Annotated in this window: 26 protein-coding genes and 3 pseudogenes; 18 read left to right on the forward strand and 11 right to left on the reverse strand. The window is 69.2% G+C overall.

Annotated elements, in window-relative coordinates:
- Positions 1-2: 2 nt before the first annotated feature.
- Positions 3-671 (reverse strand): HAD family hydrolase, encoded by a 669-nt coding sequence (locus OG870_RS41625; RefSeq protein ID WP_266592194.1) that lies wholly within the window; start codon positions 669-671, stop codon positions 3-5.
- A gap of 74 nt (positions 672-745) precedes the next feature.
- On the opposite strand from OG870_RS41625, the gene OG870_RS41630 reads away from it, so the two are divergent.
- From OG870_RS41630 to OG870_RS41655, 6 genes and pseudogenes are all read left to right on the forward strand, one after another.
- The gene (locus OG870_RS41630; protein ID WP_266592650.1) at positions 746-1,846 is read left to right on the forward strand and encodes a tyrosine-type recombinase/integrase; all 1,101 of its coding nucleotides are present in this window, start codon (positions 746-748) and stop codon (positions 1,844-1,846) included.
- Positions 1,843-2,169: a helix-turn-helix domain-containing protein gene (locus OG870_RS41635; protein WP_266592196.1), complete on the forward strand. Its 327-nt coding sequence runs from the start codon at positions 1,843-1,845 to the stop codon at positions 2,167-2,169. The genes OG870_RS41630 and OG870_RS41635 overlap by 4 nt, the downstream gene beginning before the upstream one ends.
- Before the next feature lie 41 nt (positions 2,170-2,210).
- On the forward strand, positions 2,211-4,556 hold the full coding sequence (locus tag OG870_RS41640; protein WP_266592198.1) for a hypothetical protein: 2,346 nt from the start codon (positions 2,211-2,213) through the stop codon (positions 4,554-4,556).
- A gap of 184 nt (positions 4,557-4,740) precedes the next feature.
- Positions 4,741-4,956, forward strand: a pseudogene (locus OG870_RS41645) (acyl-CoA-like ligand-binding transcription factor); the annotation flags it as partial.
- A gap of 82 nt (positions 4,957-5,038) precedes the next feature.
- Positions 5,039-5,548: a TetR/AcrR family transcriptional regulator gene (locus tag OG870_RS41650; protein ID WP_266592201.1), complete on the forward strand. Its 510-nt coding sequence runs from the start codon at positions 5,039-5,041 to the stop codon at positions 5,546-5,548.
- A 120-nt stretch (positions 5,549-5,668) separates the two neighbouring features.
- Positions 5,669-5,878, forward strand: a pseudogene (locus tag OG870_RS41655) (FMN reductase); the annotation flags it as partial.
- A gap of 95 nt (positions 5,879-5,973) precedes the next feature.
- Here OG870_RS41655 and OG870_RS41660 read toward each other — a convergent pair.
- The 3 genes from OG870_RS41660 to OG870_RS41670 all read right to left on the reverse strand — a co-directional run bounded on the left by OG870_RS41660 (position 5,974) and on the right by OG870_RS41670 (position 8,357).
- Entirely contained in the window at positions 5,974-6,144 is a 171-nt protein-coding gene (locus OG870_RS41660) for a luciferase (RefSeq protein WP_266592203.1), read from the reverse strand.
- Positions 6,145-6,733: 589 nt separating this feature from the next.
- Complete coding sequence (locus tag OG870_RS41665) at positions 6,734-7,228, reverse strand: flavin reductase family protein (protein ID WP_266592208.1); 495 nt, start codon at positions 7,226-7,228, stop codon at positions 6,734-6,736.
- Between the two features lie 55 nt (positions 7,229-7,283).
- Positions 7,284-8,357 (reverse strand): acyl-CoA dehydrogenase family protein, encoded by a 1,074-nt coding sequence (locus OG870_RS41670; RefSeq protein ID WP_266592211.1) that lies wholly within the window; start codon positions 8,355-8,357, stop codon positions 7,284-7,286.
- Positions 8,358-8,634: 277 nt separating this feature from the next.
- On the opposite strand from OG870_RS41670, the gene OG870_RS41675 reads away from it, so the two are divergent.
- Complete coding sequence (locus tag OG870_RS41675; protein WP_230213584.1) at positions 8,635-9,555, forward strand: LysR family transcriptional regulator; 921 nt, start codon at positions 8,635-8,637, stop codon at positions 9,553-9,555.
- Between the two features lie 360 nt (positions 9,556-9,915).
- On the opposite strand, the gene OG870_RS41685 is transcribed toward OG870_RS41675, so the two are convergent.
- Positions 9,916-10,608 carry a TetR/AcrR family transcriptional regulator gene (locus OG870_RS41685; protein WP_327692042.1) on the reverse strand — a complete coding sequence of 231 codons (693 nt, stop codon included), beginning with the start codon at positions 10,606-10,608 and terminating at the stop codon, positions 9,916-9,918.
- Positions 10,609-10,756: 148 nt separating this feature from the next.
- Between OG870_RS41685 and OG870_RS41690 the strand changes: the two genes are divergently transcribed.
- From OG870_RS41690 to OG870_RS41715, 5 genes and pseudogenes are all read left to right on the forward strand, one after another.
- Entirely contained in the window at positions 10,757-11,428 is a 672-nt protein-coding gene (locus OG870_RS41690; protein ID WP_327692043.1) for an SDR family NAD(P)-dependent oxidoreductase, read from the forward strand.
- Positions 11,425-11,928: a hypothetical protein gene (locus tag OG870_RS41695; RefSeq protein WP_266592219.1), complete on the forward strand. Its 504-nt coding sequence runs from the start codon at positions 11,425-11,427 to the stop codon at positions 11,926-11,928. Before OG870_RS41690 ends, OG870_RS41695 begins: the two co-directional genes overlap by 4 nt.
- Positions 11,929-12,237: 309 nt before the next feature.
- On the forward strand, positions 12,238-12,987 hold the full coding sequence (locus tag OG870_RS41705) for an SDR family NAD(P)-dependent oxidoreductase (protein WP_327690655.1): 750 nt from the start codon (positions 12,238-12,240) through the stop codon (positions 12,985-12,987).
- Between the two features lie 6 nt (positions 12,988-12,993).
- Positions 12,994-13,200 carry a hypothetical protein gene (locus tag OG870_RS41710; RefSeq protein WP_266592223.1) on the forward strand — a complete coding sequence of 69 codons (207 nt, stop codon included), beginning with the start codon at positions 12,994-12,996 and terminating at the stop codon, positions 13,198-13,200.
- Positions 13,201-13,204: 4 nt separating this feature from the next.
- A pseudogene (locus OG870_RS41715) lies at positions 13,205-13,690 on the forward strand (Tn3 family transposase); the annotation flags it as partial.
- 229 nt (positions 13,691-13,919) lie between these two features.
- Here the strand turns inward: OG870_RS41715 and OG870_RS41720 are convergent.
- Positions 13,920-14,489: a TetR/AcrR family transcriptional regulator gene (locus OG870_RS41720; RefSeq protein ID WP_269654781.1), complete on the reverse strand. Its 570-nt coding sequence runs from the start codon at positions 14,487-14,489 to the stop codon at positions 13,920-13,922.
- 53 nt (positions 14,490-14,542) lie between these two features.
- On the opposite strand from OG870_RS41720, the gene OG870_RS41725 reads away from it, so the two are divergent.
- The 3 genes from OG870_RS41725 (at position 14,543) to OG870_RS41735 (ending at position 16,023) form a co-directional block, all read left to right on the forward strand.
- The gene (locus OG870_RS41725; RefSeq protein WP_266586894.1) at positions 14,543-15,466 is read left to right on the forward strand and encodes an aldo/keto reductase; all 924 of its coding nucleotides are present in this window, start codon (positions 14,543-14,545) and stop codon (positions 15,464-15,466) included.
- 38 nt (positions 15,467-15,504) lie between these two features.
- Complete coding sequence (locus tag OG870_RS41730; protein ID WP_266588558.1) at positions 15,505-15,711, forward strand: Y-family DNA polymerase; 207 nt, start codon at positions 15,505-15,507, stop codon at positions 15,709-15,711.
- Positions 15,712-15,774: 63 nt separating this feature from the next.
- Positions 15,775-16,023: a hypothetical protein gene (locus tag OG870_RS41735; protein WP_266586896.1), complete on the forward strand. Its 249-nt coding sequence runs from the start codon at positions 15,775-15,777 to the stop codon at positions 16,021-16,023.
- Positions 16,024-16,082: 59 nt separating this feature from the next.
- On the opposite strand, the gene OG870_RS41740 is transcribed toward OG870_RS41735, so the two are convergent.
- The 5 genes from OG870_RS41740 to OG870_RS41760 form a co-directional block, all read right to left on the reverse strand.
- Positions 16,083-17,660, reverse strand: coding sequence for an IS1182 family transposase (locus OG870_RS41740; protein ID WP_327692044.1), 1,578 nt, complete (start codon positions 17,658-17,660; stop codon positions 16,083-16,085).
- A gap of 166 nt (positions 17,661-17,826) precedes the next feature.
- The gene (locus OG870_RS41745) at positions 17,827-18,669 is read right to left on the reverse strand and encodes a hypothetical protein (RefSeq protein WP_327692045.1); all 843 of its coding nucleotides are present in this window, start codon (positions 18,667-18,669) and stop codon (positions 17,827-17,829) included.
- A complete protein-coding gene (locus OG870_RS41750) occupies positions 18,666-19,271 on the reverse strand; it encodes a ParA family protein (RefSeq protein WP_266586900.1) in 606 nt (201 codons plus the stop codon). Before OG870_RS41750 ends, OG870_RS41745 begins: the two co-directional genes overlap by 4 nt.
- 176 nt (positions 19,272-19,447) lie before the next feature.
- Positions 19,448-19,987 (reverse strand): GNAT family N-acetyltransferase, encoded by a 540-nt coding sequence (locus tag OG870_RS41755; RefSeq protein ID WP_327692046.1) that lies wholly within the window; start codon positions 19,985-19,987, stop codon positions 19,448-19,450.
- Positions 19,984-21,270 carry an XRE family transcriptional regulator gene (locus tag OG870_RS41760; RefSeq protein WP_327692047.1) on the reverse strand — a complete coding sequence of 429 codons (1,287 nt, stop codon included), beginning with the start codon at positions 21,268-21,270 and terminating at the stop codon, positions 19,984-19,986. The genes OG870_RS41755 and OG870_RS41760 overlap by 4 nt, the downstream gene beginning before the upstream one ends.
- Before the next feature lie 240 nt (positions 21,271-21,510).
- Between OG870_RS41760 and OG870_RS41765 the strand changes: the two genes are divergently transcribed.
- From OG870_RS41765 to OG870_RS41775, 3 genes are all read left to right on the forward strand, one after another.
- Entirely contained in the window at positions 21,511-21,957 is a 447-nt protein-coding gene (locus tag OG870_RS41765) for an ATP-binding protein (protein ID WP_327692048.1), read from the forward strand.
- Between the two features lie 211 nt (positions 21,958-22,168).
- Positions 22,169-22,375, forward strand: coding sequence for a hypothetical protein (locus OG870_RS41770; protein ID WP_443063451.1), 207 nt, complete (start codon positions 22,169-22,171; stop codon positions 22,373-22,375).
- A gap of 93 nt (positions 22,376-22,468) precedes the next feature.
- Complete coding sequence (locus OG870_RS41775) at positions 22,469-22,648, forward strand: FxLD family lanthipeptide (RefSeq protein WP_327692049.1); 180 nt, start codon at positions 22,469-22,471, stop codon at positions 22,646-22,648.
- Positions 22,649-22,665 lie beyond the last annotated feature (17 nt).

Genomic DNA, 22,665 nt, shown 5'->3' on the forward strand with positions numbered 1-22,665 from the left:
GATCATCCCACTCCGGCTGATCCCTCCAGCCGGGCGAAGGCGAGGTTATCGGGGACCGCTTCGCGCAGGCTCGCGAAGTGACGGTGTACGCCGGCCACCGCAGCCGCGGTGTTGACGCCCCACACCGTCATACCGGCCCGCAGCCCTGCTTCGACTCCGGACGGGGCGTCCTCAATGACCAGGCAGTTCTCGGGCCGGACACCGAGTTGCTCGGCGGCCAACAGGTAGGGCACGGGCGAGGGTTTGCCTTCTTCCACTGCGGCGGCGTCCACGATGACGCGCGGGATGCGCAGGCCCGTCCGAGCAAATCGCCTGCGCACCCGGTGCTCGTAGTTGGAGGTCACGAGCGCCCACGCCCCCGACGGCAGGGTGCCCAGCAGCTGCGACGCGCCGTCGAACGCCGCATAGACGCCGGACCGGACGTCCTCGTCCTCCAGTTCGTGCAGCGCAGCCAGGCACTCCCTTGGGTCCTGGTCCGGAGCCACCTTTGCGAAGGTCTCCATCGGCCGTGTCCGCAGGGCCACCCGATAGACCTCAGTCGCGTCCAGTCCGTATCGCCCCGCCCAACTTGCCCAGACCCGACGCTGGTTGTCCACAGCGTCGATCAACGTGCCGTCGACGTCGAAGAGGACGCACTTCCTGGGGCCGGGCTGCACACGCTCACTGGTCACGCCGTGATCATGCCAGGAGGGCCTGAAGATCATTTACGGGACGGCCCTTAGCCCCTGGACGTGACGCGGTAGGTCTGGCAGAGGTCTTCTCTCTTCACACCTACCGATCGAGCCGCTCGGGACAGCGGGACGAGCAGTCGTACTTCTTCGACACGCTCGCGGAGTATCAGTGGGCGCGGGATGCGGCCGGGCTGATGCCCGCGTCGATCGACCAACTGGTCAAGCCGGTGATCGAACTGTGCGACCACTACGACGTCGTGCCGTGGCAGCTCACGCCGACGGCGTTGGACCGGTACTTCGCCGGGCCGGGCAAGAGGGCACGGTCGACGGTCCTATCAAAGATCAGCAAGATCGATGCATACTTCGCGTTCCTGGAGCAGCGGTATGCCGGAGAGATCCACCGTCTGTTCGGCGCGATCGTGGAGTCGCCCGTCGATCCGTTCAATCGGCCTCGTCACCGTGGGGACTTCGGGCTGCGGGTGCCTCCCTCGCAGCGAGCCATGCGGGAGTTCTTCGCCGCGTGGCAGGATGCTCTGCCGCAATCCCGCAAGGAGGCCGTGGCCTGCCGGGACTACGTGATGGCGAAGATCGCCTATCTGTCCGGGGTGCGGGCGGCGGAGCTGTGTGGCGTCGCGATGGGGGATGTGCACTGGGAGTCGGGGCGTTGGGGCCGGTTCGTCGTGCAGGGCAAGGGCGCTCGCGGGTCCGGGCCGCGGCCGCGGGAGGCCTTCCTTTTCGAGGAGGGCCGCCAGCTGTTGTGGTGGTACGTGGAGGAGGTGCGGGGCACGTTCCGGGACGATCCGGAGCATTCGAGGGCGCCGCTGTTTCCCTCCGAGCGGCTGCCGAAGCCTGTGGTGGCGCTCAACATGCCCATCGCGCCGGTGGTCGTCCCGGCGACATTCCGGCGGGCGCTGAAGACGGCGTCGCGGCTGTTTCTTCCGGGTCCGGTGGCGGAGCTGTTCCCGCATCTGCTGCGGCACGCGTGCGCGACCCACAACTACGAGCGGGGGATGACGTTGTGGGAGGTGCAGCGGTTGCTCGGGCACGTTTGGACGACCACCACGGTCAATTACCTGGCGACGGCTCAGGCCGATCCAGAGCAGGCGGACCGCTGGCGGCAGTCGGCGGCGCGGGCCGGGCAGCGACTGGTCGCGGATAGGGGGAGTTTGCGATGAAGTGGAATCTGCGCTGGGCGGCGGCCAAGCGCGACATCTGGCGGCCGGTCGATCTGCAGGCGGCCTTCGCGACAGTGGGGTTCACGCCGTCACTGAGCAAAGTCGCCGCGTTGTGGGGCGGCACCCCGGTGACGGTGCGGCTGGACGACCTGGACAAGATCTGCGCGTCGCTTCAGTGCACGGTGGCCGATCTGATGGAGGCCGAGCCGGTGGCCACCGCGGCGGGCCATGAGGAACAGGAGCGGGCGGTCGGCGGCGAGACGGGGCCTGTGCGTCCGGTGCCGCGCAAAGAGGGTCCGCGCAGACTGATGCCGCCGAACTGACCTGGAGGGCTCGGGTGGTGGTGCGTCAGTGCGCACTCTGCATGGACTGGGCAGTGCCCCGGCTGCTCAGCGGGCTGTGCTGGAGCTGTTTCGGCTGGCTGGACAACCGTACGGAGACGGCGCGGTGCCCACGGTGCTGCCGGTTCGGGCGTGTGGACGGCGACGGGCTGTGCCGGCCGTGCGTGATCGCGGTGCGCGAGGAGATCCAGGCCGGATTCGAGGCCGTCTTCCCGGCCGCCACCCAGCTGCACCTGTATGTACCCGGCCTTGGGTTGCGGTCGGCCTGGAACTTGCCGAGGCCCCGGGGCGCGGCCGACCCCTCTCTCGGCCCGCGCAAGGCGAGGCAGTTGGTGGACGATCCGCGGATCTGTCCCGCGGTCGTGCGCGGCCAGCAGACGCTGTTTCCCGTCCGACGGCGCTTCGAGCGAAGCGATGCCCTGCGGATCAGTGCCCGGACATGGCCCGAGGAGCCAATCCTGCAGGTGCTTGCCGAGCAGCGGGCGGCGACAAAGGGCCTGTCGGCGTCGTGGTCGAACATGGTGATGCGGCTGGTCCGGTGCGCACTGGCGATCAGGGACGCCGAGGGCGAGGCCATGGTCGCGCCGGAGATGCTCGATCAGGTGCGGTTGCCGCTGAAGGCAGCGGCTGCCGAGATCCTTGCTCAAGCCGGGATGCTGCGGCCACGTATGGCACCGCCGCCCGCGCCGTGGCCGGTGCGATCCTGCGCGGACTGCGGGTGCTGGGGCATCACCAAGGCCCGGTGCCGCGGCTGCGCCGAGTGGCGGCAGAAACCTGGACGCTATCCGCCGGGAAAGTGCCCGCGATGCCGGCGGGACGCTCTGCCCCTCCATGCCGACGAAGACCTGTGCCGCGCATGCCTGGCCTACGTGCGCGAGTCCGGGCTCGAAACGACCAAGCAGTCCTTCTCCCAGCTCGCCTTCGCCGGACCGCTCGCGCACCAGCTCAAACGGCGTCCTGGGGAACTCGGGTTCGTCGTGCACAACCAGTCGGGCCCTCTCATGCGGGCGCGGGCGCGAGCCCGCGAAACAGCCGCCCGGGAAGGCGGTACGGCCAAGTCGGCACCGGTTGCACCGGGGCAGACGACGCTGTTCTCGATGCCCCGCAAGTGGCCGCGGGATCAGATCCTGGACCGCGCCGAGCTGGCGGTCCAGGCGCAGGAGTTGCTGCACGAGTTCACCGCCGACTACCCGCAGGTTTGGGTTACCGACAAGCACAGCGTGCCGGGCAGCGCGACCGTCGTCCTGCACACCCTGCTGGCCCGGCTGGGTCCGCACACGCCGATCCCCGAACGCGACGTACGCTCTTTGGCCGACACCGTGGCGGCCGGTCCCGCCGCCACCCGCCGGGTGATCTCGTTCCTCAGCGAGCACGCCCTGCTGGAGCCGGACGAACTCTCCGAAACGCCCGGGCAGCTCCTGGCTGATGTACGGCGTCCAGCTATGCCACGCGTCCGCGACCTGGACCAGGAGCGACGCGAGCGGCACGATGCACGTGCCCTGAGCACACAGATCACGCAACTGCCCGAGCCTATGGCGGACCAACTCCATGCCTGGGTGCGCGTCATGCGCGGCCACGGCCGCTACCAGCACCCGCCGGCCGACTTCCGGCGCATTCGCCGCTACCTATACGTCGCGTCGCCCGCCCTGACCTCATGGGCGAGGGCCGGGCAGGACCTGCGGCAGATCACTGCCGATCACATACAGGCCGAACTCGCTCGGCACCAGGGAAATGTAGCTCACGGACTCCTCAGCGTGCTGCGGAGCATCTTCCGGGCCCTGAAACAGGAACGGGTGATCTTCCACAACCCCACCGCTGGGATGCGACTGCCCGCTGGCACCCATCTCCCGCTGCCGCTGTCCAGCGACCGGCTGGCCGGGGCGCTGGACCGGCTCGACGGCCCCGCCGCAAGGCTCATCGTCGGCCTGGTCGCCATCCACGCTGTCCGCGCCGTGGAGGTCGCCCGGCTCGACCTGGCCGACGCAGACCTGAGCCGCCGGACCCTAGCAGTGCACCGGGGCGAGCACATCCACGTCGTCTACCTTGACGACCTCAGTACCCACCTCGTCGCCGACTGGCTGCGCGAGCGGCGCCTCCGCTGGCCCCAGGCCACCAACTCGCACCTGCTCATCACCTCCCAGTCCTACCGGCACCCAGCCTCACCGCAGCTCAGCTACTGCGCGCTGCGGGCCGCGTTCGACCAGATCGGGCTGCTGCCACGGCAGGTATGGGCCGACCGCATCCTGGACGAGGCCCGACAGACCGCCGATCCGGTCCACCTCGTGCGCCTCTTCGGCATCCACCCCAGCATCGCCGTGAAGTACGTACACGCCGCGCACCCGGACAAGACCCTGTCCCGGATCCGCTGACCGGGGGACACCGCTCCGCACCCACGGCACGCGGTGGAAGACGTCCACCATGCCTTCGACCTGGTCCCTGCCGGATCCGATGCTCGCCACACCCACCTCCGATCCCATCCTTCCTTCCGATCATGCGGCGGAGCCCAAGTGGGACGGCTACCGGGCACTCGTGGGCCGGTGGGCCGGTGGGCCGATGGCCGCGTGCTCCGTGTGCGACGCCGATCCGGACAGGACGCTGCACGTGAGCAGGCTGATTCTGGACACGCCGGCCCTACTGGCCCGGTTCCTGGAGCGGCAGTCGCAGTGGCAGGCCGAGATGGTCGGCATCCTCGCCCGGCGCACGGGACTCGATCCCGACGCCGGCCTGCGCCCCGCCCTCGCCGCCGGCGTCGCCCTCACCGCGTTCCAGACCGCGCTGCGCCGCTGGGTGGACAGCGACGGCACCAAGCCGATGGACGAGCTGGTCGATCCTCGACGCGGCGACCCGCATCTTGGAGGAGACGGGGCGCGAGGACGCGCTGTCCCTGCGCGGGGTCGCCCGCGAGGTCGGCATTTCCGCGCCCAGCGTCTACCGGCACTTCAAGGACAAGGGCGACCTGGTCTCCACCGTCCTCGATGCCGCCTACCGCGCACTGGCCGTCGCGATGAGCGAGGCCGGCGAGTCGGCCGCCGCCGCAGGCGCGGACCCGTGGGCGCGCGTGCGGGCCACCGTCACGGCCTACCGCAGGTTCGCCATCGACAAGCCCCGCCGCTACCAGCTGATGTTCAGCCTGGAGTACGAGCCCGAGCGTCGGTCCTCCGCCGACCACCCCATCGACACCGTGCTCCAGGCGTGGACCGATACGGCCGACGCCTACCTCACCCAAGCAGCCCCGGGCCGCCGGGCGGAGGCGCAGGACTTGGGTATCCACCTGTGGACCGCCCTGCACGGCCAGCTCGTCCTGTGGCGCACCCTGCCGAGCCCCGTCGCCGGCAGCGAAGACGTCCTGATCGAACTGTGAGGAGTCCCTGCTGCGACGCCTCCTCCCGACACCGGAGACTCCGAGCCCACCGAGTGACAGGCCAGGAAGGCTTCCCGCTCCCGGAAGGCATGCGGAAGCACCCGATCACTCGTTGAGCGCGGCCAGTTCGGCGGCGTCTGGGCGCAGAACGCGGCCCACAAGGCCGCGGGCATCGCCGGCGCCAGGGTGCTGCAGGACGTCAAGCTGTCCATCGCCGGTTCCGTGGTCCGTTTCGCCGAGACGCACCCCTCCGACGACGCCGAGGTCGCCACGCAGCTGGTCGAGGTCATCGGTCGGATCCACGGCGAGGCCGCGTCCACCGCCGCCTGATCGATGTACGCATGATCGAGGGCCGAAGCCGCATAGGCTCCGGCCCTTCTTCCGGTTCCCGGCCTCAGCTCGCTCGCTCTTTCCGTTCCCCGGCCTCAGCCCAGCTCGGCCGCGCGCCGCACCGCCGTGGCCACGAACTGCTCGATCCAGGCCGCCTGCTCACCCGTGCGCGGACCCAGCATCACCGTCTCGATGCCGAACTTGGCGTAGCCCTCGATGTCCCGGACGAACGTCTCGACGACGTTCTCGGCCGGAGCGTCGCCCATGCAGATCGGAGTCGAACATCTCCGGCACGTGCTCGGCCGAGGCTCCGGCCAGCGCCTCGTGCCACCACAGGACCGGGCCGCGCAAGACCGCTCCCAGCCCTCGACCACTCTGTTGCTCGGCAGACCGTTGCCTCGCCCGCGAGGCAGAGGCTGGGGCCATCAGCTTGCTCACTGCGCCGTGGCGCGGTCGTCCATGGACAGGAAGGAACTCGCCACAAGACCAGGCTCGGCGGATTCCTGCGCGACGCGAGTAGTACGCCTTCGATTCCCGCGCCGGCCGGATCACCGAAGTCCGCGACTGCTACACCTTCACGCCGCTCCGCGCCGACGGCCGGTCCCAGGTCGAGCTCGAGAACTTCGACTGCGGCGCCTGCTGGGGCTACCGCCCGTCCTGCCCGGTGCATCGCCCGCATGCAGACGCCGAGTACGCCAGGAGCGGTGGTGCACAGGCCACCGGCTGCACAGTGACTCGCCGACAAAGCAGGCCGCTGCAGGAGCCGGCACCCGCGGTCGGCCGTTCTCGGGTCGAGGCCGCACACCTGGTGTCAGTGTGCGGCCCCTGGATGGTTGGCTCGCCGGAAGGACGGACTCAGCCGGCCAGTGCGTGGAAGCCGCGTTGGAAGTAGACGGTCGCCGGGTCCTGTCCGAGTCGGACGTCGTGCACGCGTCCCACCAGGATGGTGTGGTCGCCGGAGACGTGACGGTCGTATGCGGAGACGTGCAGGCGCACCGACGCGTCGGGTAGGTAGGGCACGCCCTCGGGGTCGAGGTGGAACTCGTCGCCGGCGAACTTGTCCGCGCCTCGGGTCGCGAACCGGCGGGCGAGCGGTTGGTGGCCGTCGTTGAGGATGTTGACGGTCCAGTGCGTGGAGCGCTCGAACACCGGGTGGCATTCGGCGGTCCGGGACAGGCACACCAGGACGAGCGGCGGTTCGGCCGAGACCGAGGAGAAGGCGCTCGCGGTGAACCCCCAGGGGCGTCCGTCCTCATCCACCGTGGTCACGATGGTGACGCCGCTGGGAAATGAGGCCATGGCCTCCCGGAAGCGTCCGGCGAGTTCGAGGTCGTCGTCGGGTGCGGACACGGGAGTTTCTCTTCTTGTACCGCGCCGGGCGAGGCGGTCATTGCCGGCGAGCCTGTCAGACACGGACGTAGACCTCCATGCCGGGGACTTCTCCGGCCAGGTGGTAGCCGCCGACGAAGTACTGTGCCGCATCGACCTTGGGGTCGTGCTGGGAGAAGGTGCGGATGTTGCGCCAGAAACGGTCGATGTTGTACTTGGCGGCGGCGCTGCGGGTCCCGGTGAGGTCGACGATCCCGGACGCGACCTCGACGGCGATGCTGGTCGCGGCGGTCTTGGCGGAGAGCGCGTCGATCATGAGCTGGGCGATCTCGGTTTTGTCGTGGGCGTTCTCCACGGCACGGACGAGTTCCATCAGCAGGGCTCGGGCCGCGTCCAGCTTGATGCGGAACTCGCCTATGCGCCGGCGGACGAACGGGTCGGTCTGGATCGAGTCGTAGATCTTCACGGTGGGAGTGGTGGAGGCCCTGACGTAGTCGATCGCCGCGTCCAGTGCCCCGTAGGCAGGGCCGAGAACGATGATCGCCTGGCCGGCCTGTGCCATGGGGAACAGCAGGGGGTCGCGCGTGGCCTGGACGGTGTACCAGCCGTCGGGGACGAAGACGTCGTCGTAGGTGATGCGCTGGCTCTGGGTGCCGCGCATGCCCATGACGTCCCAGTCGCCGTGGAGGCGAACGGCCAGGGCGTCGAGCGGGATCAGGGCGGTGACCAGGGACGTCGAGCCCTCCAGTTGGGCGGAGACGCTCGCGTAGCCCTCGGCTGCGCTGCCGCTGTTGCTGTTGAAGGACTTGGTGCCCTTGACCAGCACGCCGCCGTCGACCTTGCGCGCGGTGGTCGGGCCGGTGGCGACACCGGTCTCGGAGGCGGACGCGACGAAGCGGAACCTCCGGCCGGTGGCGATGTCATCTGCCACCTGACGCTTGGTCGCTTCGGGAAGATCGCTGCTGAAGAGCTCGGCCAGGACGACGGAGCCGACGACGGTGTTGAGCAGGACGGCGGCGTCTCCTCGACCGATAGACAGATAGATCTTGTACAGGGCCTCCAGGCCGAACGCGACGCTGCCGTCGCTGTACCCGCCGTATGCGGCCGGGACCTGCAGACGCCAGAAGCCGGCTTCATTGAGCAGCTTCATCGCCTCCGTCGGGTCCTCACTCAGGCTGTCCGAGCGGTTGCCGATTTCAGCCAGCCTGGGAACGAGTTCCGCAGCTTTGTCAACAAGCTCCTGAATTTCACTGTCCATGATTTTCGACTTCTGTCCCATGGCTTTCTCCTCAGAACGGCGGCACCGGGAAATTCCTCGGGTTGACCGCGCCATGAGCATCACGGTATGAGTGACTATCCATAGAAGCAAATAGCTCTTCTGCGTGCGTGCTATAGAATGCTTCTATGGGTCACGTGAGGAGAAACCGATGAACCTGCGCCAGTACGAATACGCCTTGGCCATGGCCGAAGAGGGCTCTGTCACTGCGGCCGCCGCCCGGCTCGGCGTCGCCCAGCCCACGGTCTCCCATCAGGTCGCGGCGCTGGAGAAGGATCTCGGCGTCCGCATCTTCACCCGGATCCCACGCGGAGTCGCGGTGACCGTCGCCGGGCGGGCCTTCCTCAAAGAGGCCGAGATCGCCGTGAGCGCCGCCCGCCGCGCCCGCGCCGCGGCACGTGCCAGCGGAGGCGATCTGACGGGCGAACTCCTCGTGGTCGCCTCAACCGGCCTGGCGACCAACCAGCTTGCCGCCGCCCTGGGAGAGTTGCGGCGCATCCATCCGCGCCTTCATGTGACTCTCGTGGAAGAACCCACGCCGGTGGAGATGGAACACCTCGACCACCTGGGTACGGTCGATCTGGTGCTGTACCACCACCTCGCACCCGAGTGCGGCTACGACGTCCACGAACTGGGCGAGGAGCCGTATGCCGTGATCCTTCCTCCCCAACACCCCCTGCACCGGGCAGACTCCGTACGACTGGAGGACCTGGCCGGCGAGGGCTGGGTGCGGTTCACCCGTGGCGGCCTCCTGGACGAACAGATCGGCCAGGTTCTCAGGCGCGTCGGGATCACTCCCTCGACCGTGGCACGCGCCTCTCAGATCGCCACGGCGGTACAACTGGTCGCGCATGGCCTGGGTGTGACCATGGTCCCCGCCTCCACCGTCCCGCCCCCCTATACCCAGCTGGCCAGGCCGCTGGCCCCCGCCCTCTCCGAACGGGTCCTGGTCGGCGTGCGTCACGACCCGGGGCCAGCCGAAACCGCCCTGCTGGACCTCCTTCGCCAACAGGACTGGTCAACGCCCGCTGCCTTCAGCAGCGCGCGGGCCCTTGCCGCCTCCTCGGCGTGACGCCGACCGGGCTTCCGTGCGCCGCTGAGGAATATCGAGTGTCTTGTCGTCGCGGGTGGCCAGCCCCCGCCATTCCTTGAACTTGTTGATGGCGCGCTCGACTGTGTTGCGGTCTTTGCAGAGCGTGGCGTCGTGGCTGCTTTACCTGATGCATGTCAGCAGCGAGGACCCGGAGGTGGTCGGGATGTGCGAATGCTTCGCCGACGAGGCGGCATTCGAGCGCGCCGTGTCACTGATGACAAGCGGAGGTCACCAAACGTCTCCACGAACTCTGCATCGCAGGGACGGAGGTGTACCGGCTCGGCCTGGTCGCCGGGAAGGGGCTCCCTCGGCGCCTTGAGACAACGCGCGTGCCGACGGTCAGGCGCCGCAGGCCCCGTTTCCGCCGAGGCTGATCATGGCGCGGTACAGCTGCTCCCCGGTGAGCGGCGGTGCCGGCAGTGGGTGGGCGCGGTCGGTTCGGAAGCCGTCGAGCAGGAGGTAGAGGTGGCGGCGCCAGGCGTTTGGGGCGATGGCGTGGGTGGCCTCGGTGACGCGGCTGTGCGACCAGATGACGAAGGCGAGGTCCTGGGGGGTGAGGTCGGGGCGCAGGCTGCCCTGCTCCTGGGCACGCTCGACGATGTGTACGCCGAGTTCGCGGATGCGGGTCTGGGTGCCTGCCAGGCAGGCGCTCTCCGGCAGTCGTATGGAGGCCAGGTCGTTGAACCCCCGGTCCTGTGACTGGAGTTCGCACATGGTCTCCAGGAAGTGGCACAGCCCCGCCCAGGCGTCGTCCATGGTGACGGCCTTCTCGGCGGCCTCCCGCCAGGCGGCCAGCTTCCCGGCGAAGGTTGCCTGCACCAGGTCCAGCCGGGTGGGGAAGTGCCGGTACAGCGTGCCGATGGCCAGCCCGGCCCGCTTGGCCACCTGCTCCAGGGATGCCTCCAGGCCCTGCTCGGCGAAGCAGGAGCGGGCCGCGGTGAGCAGGGCCTCGCGATTGCGCTGCGCGTCGCGCCGCAGGGGGCGGGCAGGGGCCGGGTTTTCGGCGGAGGCGGACGGACGGTCGATGGCCATGCCACTCAGCCTATCAACCGGAGGGCAGCCTCATGTTCTCTGCTACGCTCCAGAACATGAGGCTACCCTCGACTTTCAGTCCTGACCGCTGTCGTGGCGGGAGGTGCCCCTCATCGATCCGACCCGTCCGACCACAGGAGCACCACCCATGCCCGTCATCGCCGTCATCGGGGCAGGCCCAGGCCTGGGCCTGTCCATCGCCCGCCGCTTCGGAAGGGAGGGTTTCCAGGTCGCCCTGGTCTCCCGGACCCAGGACAAGCTCGACGCGCTCGCCGCACGGCTCGCCGAGGACGGCATCGAGGCCGCAGGCTTCGCCGCGGACGTGACGCGTCCCGACTCGCTGCAGTCGGCGCTCGCCGCGGTCGCCGACCGGTTCGGGGCCGTCGACGTACTGGAGTACTCGCCCGCCGACCCCACGTTCGCCGGCGCCGCCGCCGTCGACGCCACGGCGCAGGACCTCCACAAGCAGCTCGACTACTACCTGTACGGAGCGGTTGCCGCGGTCCGTCAGGTGCTGCCCGCCATGCTCGAACGCGGCAGTGGCACCCTGCTGTTCTCCACGGGTGCCTCCTCCATCCGGCCGATCGGCGGCGCGTTCGGCAGCATCGGCGTCGCGGCGGCGGCCCTGCGCAACTACGCCATGGCCCTGGGCATCGACCTCGCCGAGCACGGGGTGCACGCCGCGCACGTGGCGATCGGGGTGTTCATCGGCAGCGGTCCCGGCACCGAGCCCGAGACCATCGCCGAGCACTACTGGGACGCCTACACCAAGCGCGACCAGGCCGAGATCGTCCACACCGCCCCTGGCGGCATCAGATGAGCACCTCCGGCACACCCGCGGCGAACACGGCCGCGCCACCCTTGGTGAAGATCTTCCGAGCCGCCAACAAGGTCGTACGGCCGCTGCTCGCCTCCCGCTTCCACAAACCGCTGAGCGGACGCCTGATGCTGCTCACGTACAAGGGGCACAAAACGGGTCGCGAATTCACGGTCCCCATCGGCTACTTCGACTGGGATCCCGGCACGGTGCTCGCCATGTCCTCCCAGCTCGGCTGGATCCCCAGCATGCGCCAAGGGGCCACCGTCCGGCTGCGCATCCGGGGCCAGGACCACGACGCCGTCCCCATGGTCGTCGAGGACCCTGAGGAAGTCGCCGCCCTGCTGGGTGAGTTCGGCCGGCGCAAAGGACCCAAGGCCGCCAAGGGGCTGATGCTCGGCCTCCCAAGCGACCGGCAGCCCACCGACGACGAGCTGCGCACGGCCGCCGCGAAGACCCGCTTGGTCTGCTTCCGGATGGAGCCCGAGCGGCCGGGCCGGTAGCACTTGTGAAGCGCCGGTTGCACATCGCCCGGCCCGGGGAAAGCCCCCCCGGCTTCACTAACCCCGTCAAGTTCACCGACGGCAACCCCTACGGAACCTCGCACGTGACCGGTGCCCAGGGAGAGATCCCCGTCGACAGCACGGCCCGCGTCTCTGGCGCCTACCAGGGCAAGCGGATCGCCAACGTCGCCAGGACCCTCAAGGCCGGCCGCGCGGCGTGACGCTCACCCGGGCGGGGCCGGAAAAGAAGTCCCGGGCACCGTGCCACGAGGCGCGGGACCGGAAGTTCGCAACAAAGGAGTTTCTGACATGTCAGTTCCCCAGACACACACGGACCGAGTGGCCGTTGTCACCGGCGCCGGACGCGGCATCGGCCAGGCCATCGCCGTCGACCTCGCCGCACGCGGCGCGAGCGTCGTCGCGGTCGACCTCAACAGCCCCGAGGAAACCGTCGCCTTGCTCGCCGACAAAGGACACCCGGTGCTGGGTCTCACAGGCGACGTGTCCAATCCCGACCAGACCGCGGCCGTGGGCAAGGAGGTCGCCGACCGGTTCGGGCGGGCGGACATCCTGGTCAACAACGCCGGCATTTGCCCCTTCCTCGACATCGAGGAGCTGGACTACGACACCTGGCGGCGCGTCATCGCGGTCAACCTCGACTCGCAGTTCCTCATGGTCAAGGCCCTGCTGCCGACCGTGAAGAAGAGCGGCTGGGGCCGCATCGTCAACGTGACCTCCAACTCAATCGTCACCAACGCGCCCAGCATGTCCCACTATATGGCGAGCAAGATGGGCAACATCGGCTTCAGCCGCGGACTGGCCAACGACCTCGCCCCGTTCGGCATCACCGTCAACGCGGTCGGCGCGACCCTGACCATCACACCCGGCGTCCTGAATGCCCACCCGCAGGAAGCCCTCACGGCGGCCGCACAGTCCCAGGCCATCAAGCGCAACGGGCTGCCGGAAGACTTGACCGGCACCATTGCCTTCCTCACCAGCGACGACGCTGCCTTCGTGACTGGCCAGACCATCATGGCCGATGGCGGCTACGCCCGCTGATCCACGTTGAGCGGCCGTAGGCGCGCTGGTCGCAAGCGCCACCGGACCGAGGCGCGGCTGCGGATCGCGACCTGGATCACCGGCTTCTACAACGGCCGTCGGCTACACAGCGTGTGTGGATATCAGAGCCCGATCGACTACGAGCACGACCACCAGGCCAACTCCGCCTTGGAGCTGGCCGCTAAGAAGATCTCCACAGTTCGAGGGGATTGACATTGGCGCGGTGCGCGCGTATGACGTGATCCGGATGCTGTCGAGGGACGGGCGGCCGACCCCGCTGGGGGACGCGATCGCGCACTACGGGCGGATCGCCAAGTCCCTGCACATCCTGCGGCTGGCCGACGAGCCCGGCTACCGCCGCCAGATCAAGGCGCAGGCCAACCTCTAGGAGGGCCGCCACGCACTCGCCCGGAAGATCTTCCACGGCTGCTCGGGGCAGCTCTACCAGCGCTGCCAGGACGGTGTGGAGGACCAGCTCGGCGCGCTCGGCCTGGTCCTCAACGCCGTCGTCCTCTTCAACACGAGGTACATGGACGCCGCGGTGGACCAGCTGCGGGCGGACGGGTTCGACGTCCGCGACGAGGACGTCGCCCGCCTCTCGCCGTTCGTGCGACGGCACATCAACATGCTGGGCCGGTACTCGTTCAAGCTGCCCGGCGGTATGCGCCCGCTGCGCGACAAGGACGCTGCCGACGACGAGTGAGGTCGTACGGCGGCGCGTCGTGGTCGCCACCATCTTGACCTAGGCGTCCGTGCTGGCCAGAGCCCCGCAGCTGGTTCCGCGAGTCGTCACACCGGCCCGGGGCCGCTACGGCTTCGCGGACCCGCTCGGCGGCCCGTCGGCGGGCCCGGTACGCCTTCTGTCGGCAGGCGGGGCGGTCGTAGAGGGCGTCCCGGCGGTGGCCGCGACGGCGGCGTACCCCCACGGTCGGTCAGCGGGCGGTGAGCCCGGTGAGCAGGAGGGCGAGCCATCGGGCGCGGGCGGTGGGTGGCTGGTCGGCGGGGAGGGTGGAGAGCATCAGGTACAGGTCGTCGAGGGTGAAGTCGGCGCGCAGACCGCCCTGGGCTTGTGCGGTGCGGATGAGTGGACCGAGAGCCTGGGTGACGCGGGTCTCCACCTCCTGCTTGGCGGGGTGGGCTGCGTGGTCGGCGCCGAGCGCGTACGCGGCTGCTTTGACGGCGCGGTTGTGGGCGACGGTGTCCATCACGCGGCTGAGGAAGCCGGTGAGCTCCGCCATGGCGGGTGAACCCTGGCTCTCGCGTTGCAGGCACTCTTCGGCGTCGTCGGCGAGTGTTTCGAACGAGGTGGCGACCACGGCTGTGACCAGGTCGCTCTTGTTCGGGAAGTGCTTGTACAGGGTGCCGACCGCGACGCCCGCGGCAGCGGCGATCTGCTCCATCGACACCTCGGGCCCGTGCTCGGTGATCTGCTCATGCGCCGCGGTCATGATCCGGGTGCGGTTGCGGGCCGCGTCGGCACGCAGCGGTCGGGGTGAGGTCATGGAGCCCTCCGGGACCATTTGACGAAAGGTGAATGGTGCTTCACTCTATCGGCATGGCGATCATGACACGTGCCCTCGGGCACACCGACACGGACGTGACCATCCTCGGCTACGGCGCTATGGAACTGGGCGGGCTGCGCAGGGGGCCAGAACTGACCGACGAGGACGCCGGCCGGCTGCTCAACGCGGTCCTCGACGGCGGCATCAACCTGATCGACACCTCGCCCGACTACGGCCGCAGCGAAGAGCTCATCGGCACGCACCTCGCCCACCGCAGGGACGAGTTCTTTCTCGCCTCCAAGTGTGGCTGCCCGATCGAGCCGCCCGCCGACACGCCGCCGCCCTACCCGCACGACTACAGCCAGGCGAACGTCCGCGCCGATGTCGAGCAGTCGCTGCGCCGGCTCCGGACCGATCGCCTCGACCTGGTCCAGGTGCACATGTCACCGAGCCGGGCCACGCTCGAAGAGAACCGCACCGTCGAGATGCTCAAGGAACTACAGGCCGAGGGCAAGGTCCGCTTCATCGGCATGTCGGGCATCCTGCCCAACCTGCCCGACCACCTTGCGATGAACGTCTTCGACGCTTTTCAGATCCCTTACTCGGCCGTGCAACGCGATCACGAGAACCTCATTACCGAGGCGGCGGACAAGGGCACCGGCACGCTCATCCGCGGCGGGGCCGCTCGCGGCGCGGCGTCGCAGGAGAAGAACTGGACCGTCGGTCCGCTCGCCCAGCAGCCGGGTGTCGGCCAGCGCAACTGGGAGACGTCGGGCATCGAGGACCTCATCGACCAGGCAGGCATCGACAAGCAGGAGTTCATCCTCCGCTTCACGCTCAGCCACCCCGGCCTGTCTACCACGATCGTCGGCACCGCGAACCCGGCCCACCTGGCGGGCAACATCGCCATCGCGGAAAAGGGCCCGCTACCGTCCGACCTCTACGAGGAAGCCAAGAAGCGCCTCCCGATGGGGTAAAACTTGCCGGTGTGAGCGAGTGGGTGCTGCACCTGGACATGGACCAGTTCCTCGCCGCCGTCGAGCAACTGCGTCACCCGGAGCTACGCGGGAAGCCAGTCGTGGTCGGTGGGGACGGCGACCCGACCAAGCGCGGCGTGGTGTCGACCGCGTCTTACGAGGCACGGGTACGTCGTCGTCGTTGCCCTCGTCCCGCTCCTGTTGGAACGCGGTACACCTCACCAGCCAGGCCGCCTGGGCCCTAGGAGGTCCGGTGGGTAGCCCTTTGCACGGAGCCAGGCGTCAAGGGCGAGAGCGACGATGTCACCGTGAGGGATGTCGGTGTCGGCGTTGCAGCGGCGGATCCGGCGCTGGAACTGAAGAACTTCAGGGACGGCGTGGTTGAGCTGCCCTCGTTTGGTGTGCCGGTCTTTGATGACGTTCAGGGTGTCCGGGTGCGGCGTAAGAGCGTCGTCGGTTGGCTGGAACTCGGCGTCGAGGGCGTCGGCGATTTCACGCAGTCGGCGGGCGTAGGGGGAGTGATCAGGCACGAGAGCTGCTCCGGTCGGTCCGGCTAGAAGGCTGCTGAAAATCTTGTTGTGGGGCTGTCCGGCCGGAGGCCGGGCGGCCCTTTTGGCTATGCGGTGGCCGGGGCGAGTTGCCAGGTGGTGTTGGTCCGGGTGAGTCCGAGGGTGATCAGTCGGCGGAGGTTGAGGGCGGCGGCGCGGTGGTGGAGCCAGATGTTGTTGGCGATGATGCCGCGGTGGCGGACTCGGCGGTTGCCCTTGGCGACGAGCCAGGCGATGGCACGTTCGACCGGGGGCCGCCATCGGCGGTATTCGGCCTGCCAGACGGGGTCGGCCGCCTCTCGGCGGGCGGCGGTCAGCAGTTCGTGCTGGGGATGGATGTTGAGGGTGCGTCCGGTCTTGGAGGTGGTGCAGCGCCCGTGCAGGGGGCAGCCGGCGCAGACACTCTTGAACTGGGCGGTGCGGGCGCCGTCCGCTTTGACCTGGCCGAGGTTGGCGGTGCGTCCGGCCGGACAGGTCGCGGTGCCGGCCGCTGGGTCGATACGGAAGTCGTCGATGGTGAAGCCGCCGGGGACGGCCTGCCGCAGCGGCGGTGGCTTGATGACCAGGCTGTGGCCGTCGGCCTGTAAGTGTGCGCGCAGGTCGCCTGTGCCGTAGGCGGAGTCGCCGAGCACGGTTAACTCGCCGTCCTCGTCGGCCAGCAGATCGCAGGCAACGGCGGCCTCGTGGTTGCCGGGACCGTAGCCGCTGGTCAGGGCGACGGCGGTGAACAGACCGCTCTCCGGTTCGAAGGACACATGCCCTTTGAAGCCGTCCTGGTGGCGCGTGCGGTTCTTGTGGATGTGCCGGGCGTCGGGATCGACGGTCGACACGGTCCGGTCCGCCACCGTGCGCCTGGCGATGCGCCAGCGTCCGTCGCGTCCGTCGGAGTCCTCGGCGGGTTCCACGTCCTGGCCCGCGACCAGGGCAAGCAGGCCGACCGCGTTCGCCGCCTTCTCGCCCAGGTTCTGCTCGGGCAGGTGCCCGAGCAGGTTAAGGGCATCCGTGACCAGCGCATCGACCAGCGCGGCGCGGGCGGCCTCGTCGTCCCAGGCGATCTTCGGTTTGCCCGGGTCGGTGTAGTCGTGCGCCCGGCAGTGCTCCGCGGCCGTCTCCCCGGCGCCGGGGACCTCGCGGATCACCCGGCGGACGGCGGAGATGATCTGGGTGACGGTGTCCTGGGTGGCCACCGCGTCATCGAGCACGGTGGAGTCCAGCGCGCGCCGCTGCTTGCCCTTGAGCACGCCGGTCGCGGCCACGACTTCCTTGACCTTGGTGAAGATCCGCGTCGGATCGGCCGAGTGACGCAGGCGGCGCCGAAAGTACGTCAACAGCGAGGGATCAAATGCGGTGTCGTACAGGCCGAGCCCGCAAGCGGCCTTCCACCGCAGGTCACACCGCAGTTCCTGGACCGTCTCGAAGTCCGACAGCCCCTGCAGGCTCTGCAGAACCACCGTCGCGGCCAGCACCTGCGGCGGCAGACTCGGCCGTCCGTTGGACGACGGATACATGTCCGCGAACATCCCCGGCGGGAACAACGCCTCGCGATGCTCGGCCAGGAACGCGAACACACTGCCTGCCGGGATCAACTCCCGGCAGCTTTCCCAGACATCCGGCCCGACCATCTCGCCAGCCCATTCACCCTGCATGCCCATAAGACTGGCCCCGACTCCACCGAGCCGGGGCCAGAACCCGAGATTTTCAGCAGCCTTCTAGGCGGATAGCTATCCGCCTACTGGGCTATTGGAATAGTCGGCACGAGGGGCGGCCGCGCCTCGGCGTGGGTTGGCCGCCCCTCGTGCACTGCAGTCCGGCTCAGAAGCCGCGAGCGGTGAGCCACTCGTCCAACGCGACGGAGACGATGTCGCCGATCGGCAGGTGATCGAGTTCGTTGTCCAGTGCGAAGCGTTTGATCCGCCTCTTCAGCTTCAGTGCAGCGGGGACCGACGAGTCGAGGCTCTCGCGCGCGATGATGCGCTGGTTGAGAACGACGGCGGCCTCAGGAATGTCCTTGGGACGGCCGGATCCCTGAGCCCACGGTGTTCCTTCGCTGGCCGCTACTTGCGATTGCACGTCCTGTTCCTGGTGAGCCTGTGGAACATCGGTCCTCACCGGAAACCCGTTGCCGCCTGCCGCCGGAGGAGCTACCGGGCGAAGCGCCACCTCGGCGGCCGAGGCTGCGCCAGGGGCCGCGGACAGACCGTGCTGCGGAACGGGCTCGATCGGCTGCGTGGGCTGGACCGCATGTGCTGCGGGCTCGGGAGCCGGGAGCACACGCGGCACCCGCGTCTCCATTGGCTCCCCAGCGGATTCCATCCTCGCCTCCGGGGCGCCGACGCCCAGCTGGCCAGCGTCTGGCTCCGGCACGAGGCCGCTCCGCGTGACCTCAACGGTCGGCTGGGTGGAGGGCTCCGCCACTTCGGGCGCCGTCTCGGTCCGGCCCCGTGCCGATGCCTCGGCGGGAACGGCGGAAGGTGCGGGCTGCACCTGCGGCTCGCTGGCAGGGGGATGGCCGTCGTCCTGGGGGGTGGCCTGTTCGGCGGCGTACTGCTCGGGGGTGAGCTCGGCGGCCGGGGGAGGGTGCGGCGGGGTCGCCTTCTTGGCCCCTGCGAGGGTGCGGCCGGTGCGGCGGGCCGGGGGTTTCATTGGCTCGGTCATGCCGTGAGCTCCTTCATCAGTTCGGCGTACTCGCTCAGTTCGGTGGGGATCTCGCCGAAGGCCTCCATGTAGTGCACCCAGGAGTGGATGACGGTCTCGGCGAGGGGGAACGGCTCGTCGCGGTCCGGGCCGATGCCCTCGCCCTGGGCGGGCTCCAGCAGCTTGTCCTTGGCCGTGCGGGGCAGGCTTGTGCGGTCGTCGGCCTTGACCAGGACTACGTTGGCGGTGACGTCGCGCTCGTTGCGGGCGGCGGCGCGCTCGGCCTCGTCGAAGGTGGCCACGAGCTTGCGGCGCTCGATCTTGGTGGGGGCGACCGGCACGAGCAGCAGGTTCGCCTCGGTGACCGCCTCGTGGAAGATGCGGGCGCTGCCGCCGCCGGCGTCGACCACGATTGCGCCGAACTCGGCGCGCTTGGCCCGGATGTACTCGGCGATGTCATCGAACGGGTACCGCTCGACGATCAGGTTGGCCGGGATCTCGAAGCCGGCGGCCTGGGGAACCTTGAACCAGTCGTAGGCGGACTGGCTGGTGGCGTCGGCGTCCAGGAGCAGTGTGGGCAGGCCGAGGACACGCGCTTCAGCGCCCCGGGCATCCGTTGGCACCGAGACCCACGGGATCACTGCTGTTGCAGGCTCTGACCGCCGGGAACTCGTCGTAACTCACCGGCTTGCACGAACCCCCGAGGCGGCGATCTTGTAGCGCTCGGGGCGGAGGTCCAGCATCTGGAATTCCAGGGGCTCGGTGGAAGTCCGTCAAGCCGCTGGGCCGTGGCTGCTGTTCAGCGGGCTGCGCGGATCATCACGGTGAGGACGGGCGAGGCCACTGACGGCTGGCTCTGCCCGACGTCCTCGTACCCCCACGACTTGTAGAGCGCGTGGACCTTTCCGTCCCCAGCAGCCGGGTTGACCATGAGGGTTACGAAGGGCTCGTCACGTGTGGCGAGGAGGGCGTCGTGGATACGCCGGGCAGTGCCGGTCTTCCGCCAGGCCGGCCGGACGCCGATCTCCTTCAGGGCTACGACCGGACGCTCGGTGTACTTCTCGGCCGGCGTCGGGCTGGTGCGCTGCCAGTACCGGTCGCCGTGCTCGATGGTGTTGCCGTAGGCGTAGCCGACGGGATGTCTGTCCGCGTACGCGAGGACAGCCGCGAACCCCGGCTCGGTGCTGTGCCGGTCCAGGCGTTCGCCGAACGCGGTGACCGCGTAGTTCGGCAGGTGGAGGAGTGGGGCGCGCACTTCGGCGTACACGTCGAGGAGGTCGCCGCGGGCGGTGTCGAGGTTGGTGAAGGTGCGCAGTTCGATGGCGGGCGCCGTGGTCATGCGGCCATCCTCCAGGTGGCGGAGTGCTCGGTCCAGGTCTGCACGCTGGAGCTTTCCGGCGCGGTGGCGCGCAGGGCGGCACCGAACTCCTGCAGCATGCGGGTGACCCGGGCGTGCTGGGTAGCCGCCTCGGCGGGGACCTTCATCGCGGTGGCCGTGGCGGTGTCGGGGGCGCCCTGTGCGAGCTGGGCGTGCGCGAGCCGGGTCGTGGTGATGGCCCGGGAGCGGATCATGTGGGGCCGGAGGGCGGACAGGCAGCGGTGGGCGTGGTACTCGGCGGTGGAGTAGTCGCCGAGCGCCAAGTGCGCTGACAGTGCCAGGGAGTCCAGTTCAGCCTGGTCGTAGAAGGCGAGCATCCACACCGGCCGGTAGTCGGCGGGGTCTGCGCGCAGCATGGCGTCCTGCGCCTGCTCGAAGGCCCGGCGGGTGCCGGTGCGGTCCTGTGCTGCGCCGTGGATGGCGCCTTGGCGGGCCAGGCCGAGGGATGCGAAGAGAGGGTCTCGGCGGGTGAGGTGCAGGTTGCGGGCGACGTCGTTGGCGGCGAATGCGTCCGCGGGACGGCCCATGTGCCGGTACATGGTGCCTGCGTGGCTCCAGATGCGGAACTTGATCGCCTGGTCGCCGGACATCTCGGCGAGGGCCTGGGCCTCACGCATGTGCGCCTTGGCGATGTCGTAGCGCCGGCCGTCGATGGCGGCCCACATCGCTGAGGAACGGAACGCCGCTGCGGAGGCGTAGAGGCTGCTGCGTACCCGTTGGCTGGCGCTGCCCGCGTTCTGGAGATTCAGGGCCTCGTCGGCGAGCGCGGCGGCCCGCTGCTCGATGCCGAGTTGGCCGCCGTGGCGGTGGTCGCTGGCGATGATCTCGGCGAAGCGCTTCTGTAGACGGTCGACGTCGCTCATGCCGATGCGGCGCGGGGATGCGGTGCCGGGAGCGGCGGCTGCCGCGGCGGCAGCCGCCGCGATGCCTCCGACGAGGGTACGGCGCTTCATGTCGGGGTCCTCCTGCTGCGGTGGGGCTGGGCTGGACGGAGTCCGGCCCCGTGGCACGAACCCTAGAGCGACGGCGGGCAGGCCGCTGACGTCCTCAAGTGCCTTGCGGGTAGCCGATTTGGGCCATGTGACCCGGCCTGCTTTCCAGTCCCGGACCGATGAACCGTCGAGGCCGCCATGTCTCCCGGTCAGTTCCTCTAAGGCCCTGTTCACAGTGTCAGCAAGGCTGTTGGAGCTGTAGCCGTGTTCGGCCATCCACGCCTCGAGAACGGTGTTGCGCGTGGTGTCCATGTCCGCACGGTAGTCCTCACCTCCCTTGCCCCGCCAGGTAAAGAGAAGGTCAAATCGCCCTAGGTTCTTCAGATGGACGGACGGCTGATCACCCTAACCACCGTGCGCAGAAGGGGAGTTGTCTTGGTGTCGGTCGCCCGCTACGCCCACCGTGCGGGCGGCTGTTGACGGCCCGGCCCGCCCCTGAGGTCCCCCGCAGGGGTGGGCTGGGCGCCGAGACGACACGAAGGCTCAACCCCAATGACGAGTCTCATTAAGCCAGTTCAGGCCGCCCCAACCGGCCACCCCGCCTATAGTCAGACCTTCCCGTGCGAGCCGTCCACGGCCCAAATCGGCCGCAAGCTCGTCCATGACGTCCTCGGCGTATGGCACCTCGACAACCTGGCCGACGTCACCGCATTGATCATCTCGGAGCTGATCGCGAATGCCGTCAGGCACACCCCGTGCGACTCGATCCGCCTGATTATTGGGCGACCGAGTGCGACACGGGTTCGCGTTGGGGTGGTGGACCGGGCGCCATCACGTTTGCCGGTGCTCGGGCAGGTCGGGGGAGACGACGAGTCAGGCCGCGGCCTGCTCCTGATCGACGGCATCGCCGACCGCTGGGGCTATGACCTGCACGGCCCGGAGGAGCGCCCACGGTGCAAAGAGGTCTGGGCCGAACTCTTTATGAAGGGCGACGAGTGAAGCCGGTCGTGGCGACCTCGCCCGTGCCGGACGTCGCTCGCCTACGACTCCGCCAGCAGATGGCTATGGAGTGTGCACGCTGCGCCCGGTACCTGGGAGCGAGCGGCGAGATCTTGGGCGAAGTACGTCATCGGGGCCTGCTGTTCCAGCTCTGGGTGTGCGGGCCCACCTGCCGGTCGCCCACCCCTGGACCGCGGACGGGGGCCGAGACATGACCCAGCTCCCCGGCATGCAGGCGCACTGGGTCACCGGTGACTGCTGGCTCGGGTGCGAGCGCACCGGAGTGCCCGTGATCTGGCTCGGCCCACTGCAGTGGGACGGGCAGCACGCCCCGGTCCACGCCTGCGAGCCGTGCCTCGACCGGCTCAAGGCTCAGGCGCTCGCCTACTTCATGGAGCGGAGGCCGGCTGCCGTGTGAGCAGACTCCCGTCTCCGGCCGTGCGGACTGTGTCGTACGGCCGGAGGCGGGCACCACCGCACAACAACATCCCAACCACTCAGAGGAGTTGGCATGACACGCAGCACCGTAGTACCGAGCGGCACTCATGTGAGCCAGCAGACCCCGAGGACGTCGGACGGCTTCGACCTGGACGTGTCCCTCGTCGAGGTCGCCGACCCCGCGGGTCTGGTCAACCTGACCGACGACAACTGCGGGACCACCTGCGGCGCCTGCACCACCAACGTCGCCTGACCCGAGGCTTCACGTCG

The sequence above is a fragment of the Streptomyces sp. NBC_00461 genome (assembly GCF_036013935.1).
Taxonomy (GTDB): Bacteria; Actinomycetota; Actinomycetes; order Streptomycetales; family Streptomycetaceae; genus Streptomyces.

Coding starts and splice junctions, on each gene's coding strand:
- OG870_RS41635 (WP_266592196.1), top strand. CDS start 1,843: ATGAAGTGGAATCTGCGCTGGGCGGCGGCCAAGCGCGACATCTGGCGG.
- OG870_RS41640 (WP_266592198.1), top strand. CDS start 2,211: ATGGACTGGGCAGTGCCCCGGCTGCTCAGCGGGCTGTGCTGGAGCTGT.
- OG870_RS41660 (WP_266592203.1), bottom strand. CDS start 6,144: ATGGGCGACGCTCCGGCCGAGAACGTCGTCGAGACGTTCGTCCGGGAC.
- OG870_RS41670 (WP_266592211.1), bottom strand. CDS start 8,357: ATGAAGCTGCTCAATGAAGCCGGCTTCTGGCGTCTGCAGGTCCCGGCC.
- OG870_RS41675 (WP_230213584.1), top strand. CDS start 8,635: ATGAACCTGCGCCAGTACGAATACGCCTTGGCCATGGCCGAAGAGGGC.
- OG870_RS41685 (WP_327692042.1), bottom strand. CDS start 10,608: ATGGCCATCGACCGTCCGTCCGCCTCCGCCGAAAACCCGGCCCCTGCC.
- OG870_RS41690 (WP_327692043.1), top strand. CDS start 10,757: ATGCCCGTCATCGCCGTCATCGGGGCAGGCCCAGGCCTGGGCCTGTCC.
- OG870_RS41695 (WP_266592219.1), top strand. CDS start 11,425: ATGAGCACCTCCGGCACACCCGCGGCGAACACGGCCGCGCCACCCTTG.
- OG870_RS41705 (WP_327690655.1), top strand. CDS start 12,238: ATGTCAGTTCCCCAGACACACACGGACCGAGTGGCCGTTGTCACCGGC.
- OG870_RS41720 (WP_269654781.1), bottom strand. CDS start 14,489: ATGACCTCACCCCGACCGCTGCGTGCCGACGCGGCCCGCAACCGCACC.
- OG870_RS41725 (WP_266586894.1), top strand. CDS start 14,543: ATGGCGATCATGACACGTGCCCTCGGGCACACCGACACGGACGTGACC.
- OG870_RS41730 (WP_266588558.1), top strand. CDS start 15,505: ATGGACCAGTTCCTCGCCGCCGTCGAGCAACTGCGTCACCCGGAGCTA.
- OG870_RS41740 (WP_327692044.1), bottom strand. CDS start 17,660: ATGCAGGGTGAATGGGCTGGCGAGATGGTCGGGCCGGATGTCTGGGAA.
- OG870_RS41745 (WP_327692045.1), bottom strand. CDS start 18,669: ATGACCGAGCCAATGAAACCCCCGGCCCGCCGCACCGGCCGCACCCTC.
- OG870_RS41755 (WP_327692046.1), bottom strand. CDS start 19,987: ATGACCACGGCGCCCGCCATCGAACTGCGCACCTTCACCAACCTCGAC.
- OG870_RS41760 (WP_327692047.1), bottom strand. CDS start 21,270: ATGGACACCACGCGCAACACCGTTCTCGAGGCGTGGATGGCCGAACAC.
- OG870_RS41765 (WP_327692048.1), top strand. CDS start 21,511: ATGACGAGTCTCATTAAGCCAGTTCAGGCCGCCCCAACCGGCCACCCC.
- OG870_RS41770 (WP_443063451.1), top strand. CDS start 22,169: ATGACCCAGCTCCCCGGCATGCAGGCGCACTGGGTCACCGGTGACTGC.
- OG870_RS41775 (WP_327692049.1), top strand. CDS start 22,469: ATGACACGCAGCACCGTAGTACCGAGCGGCACTCATGTGAGCCAGCAG.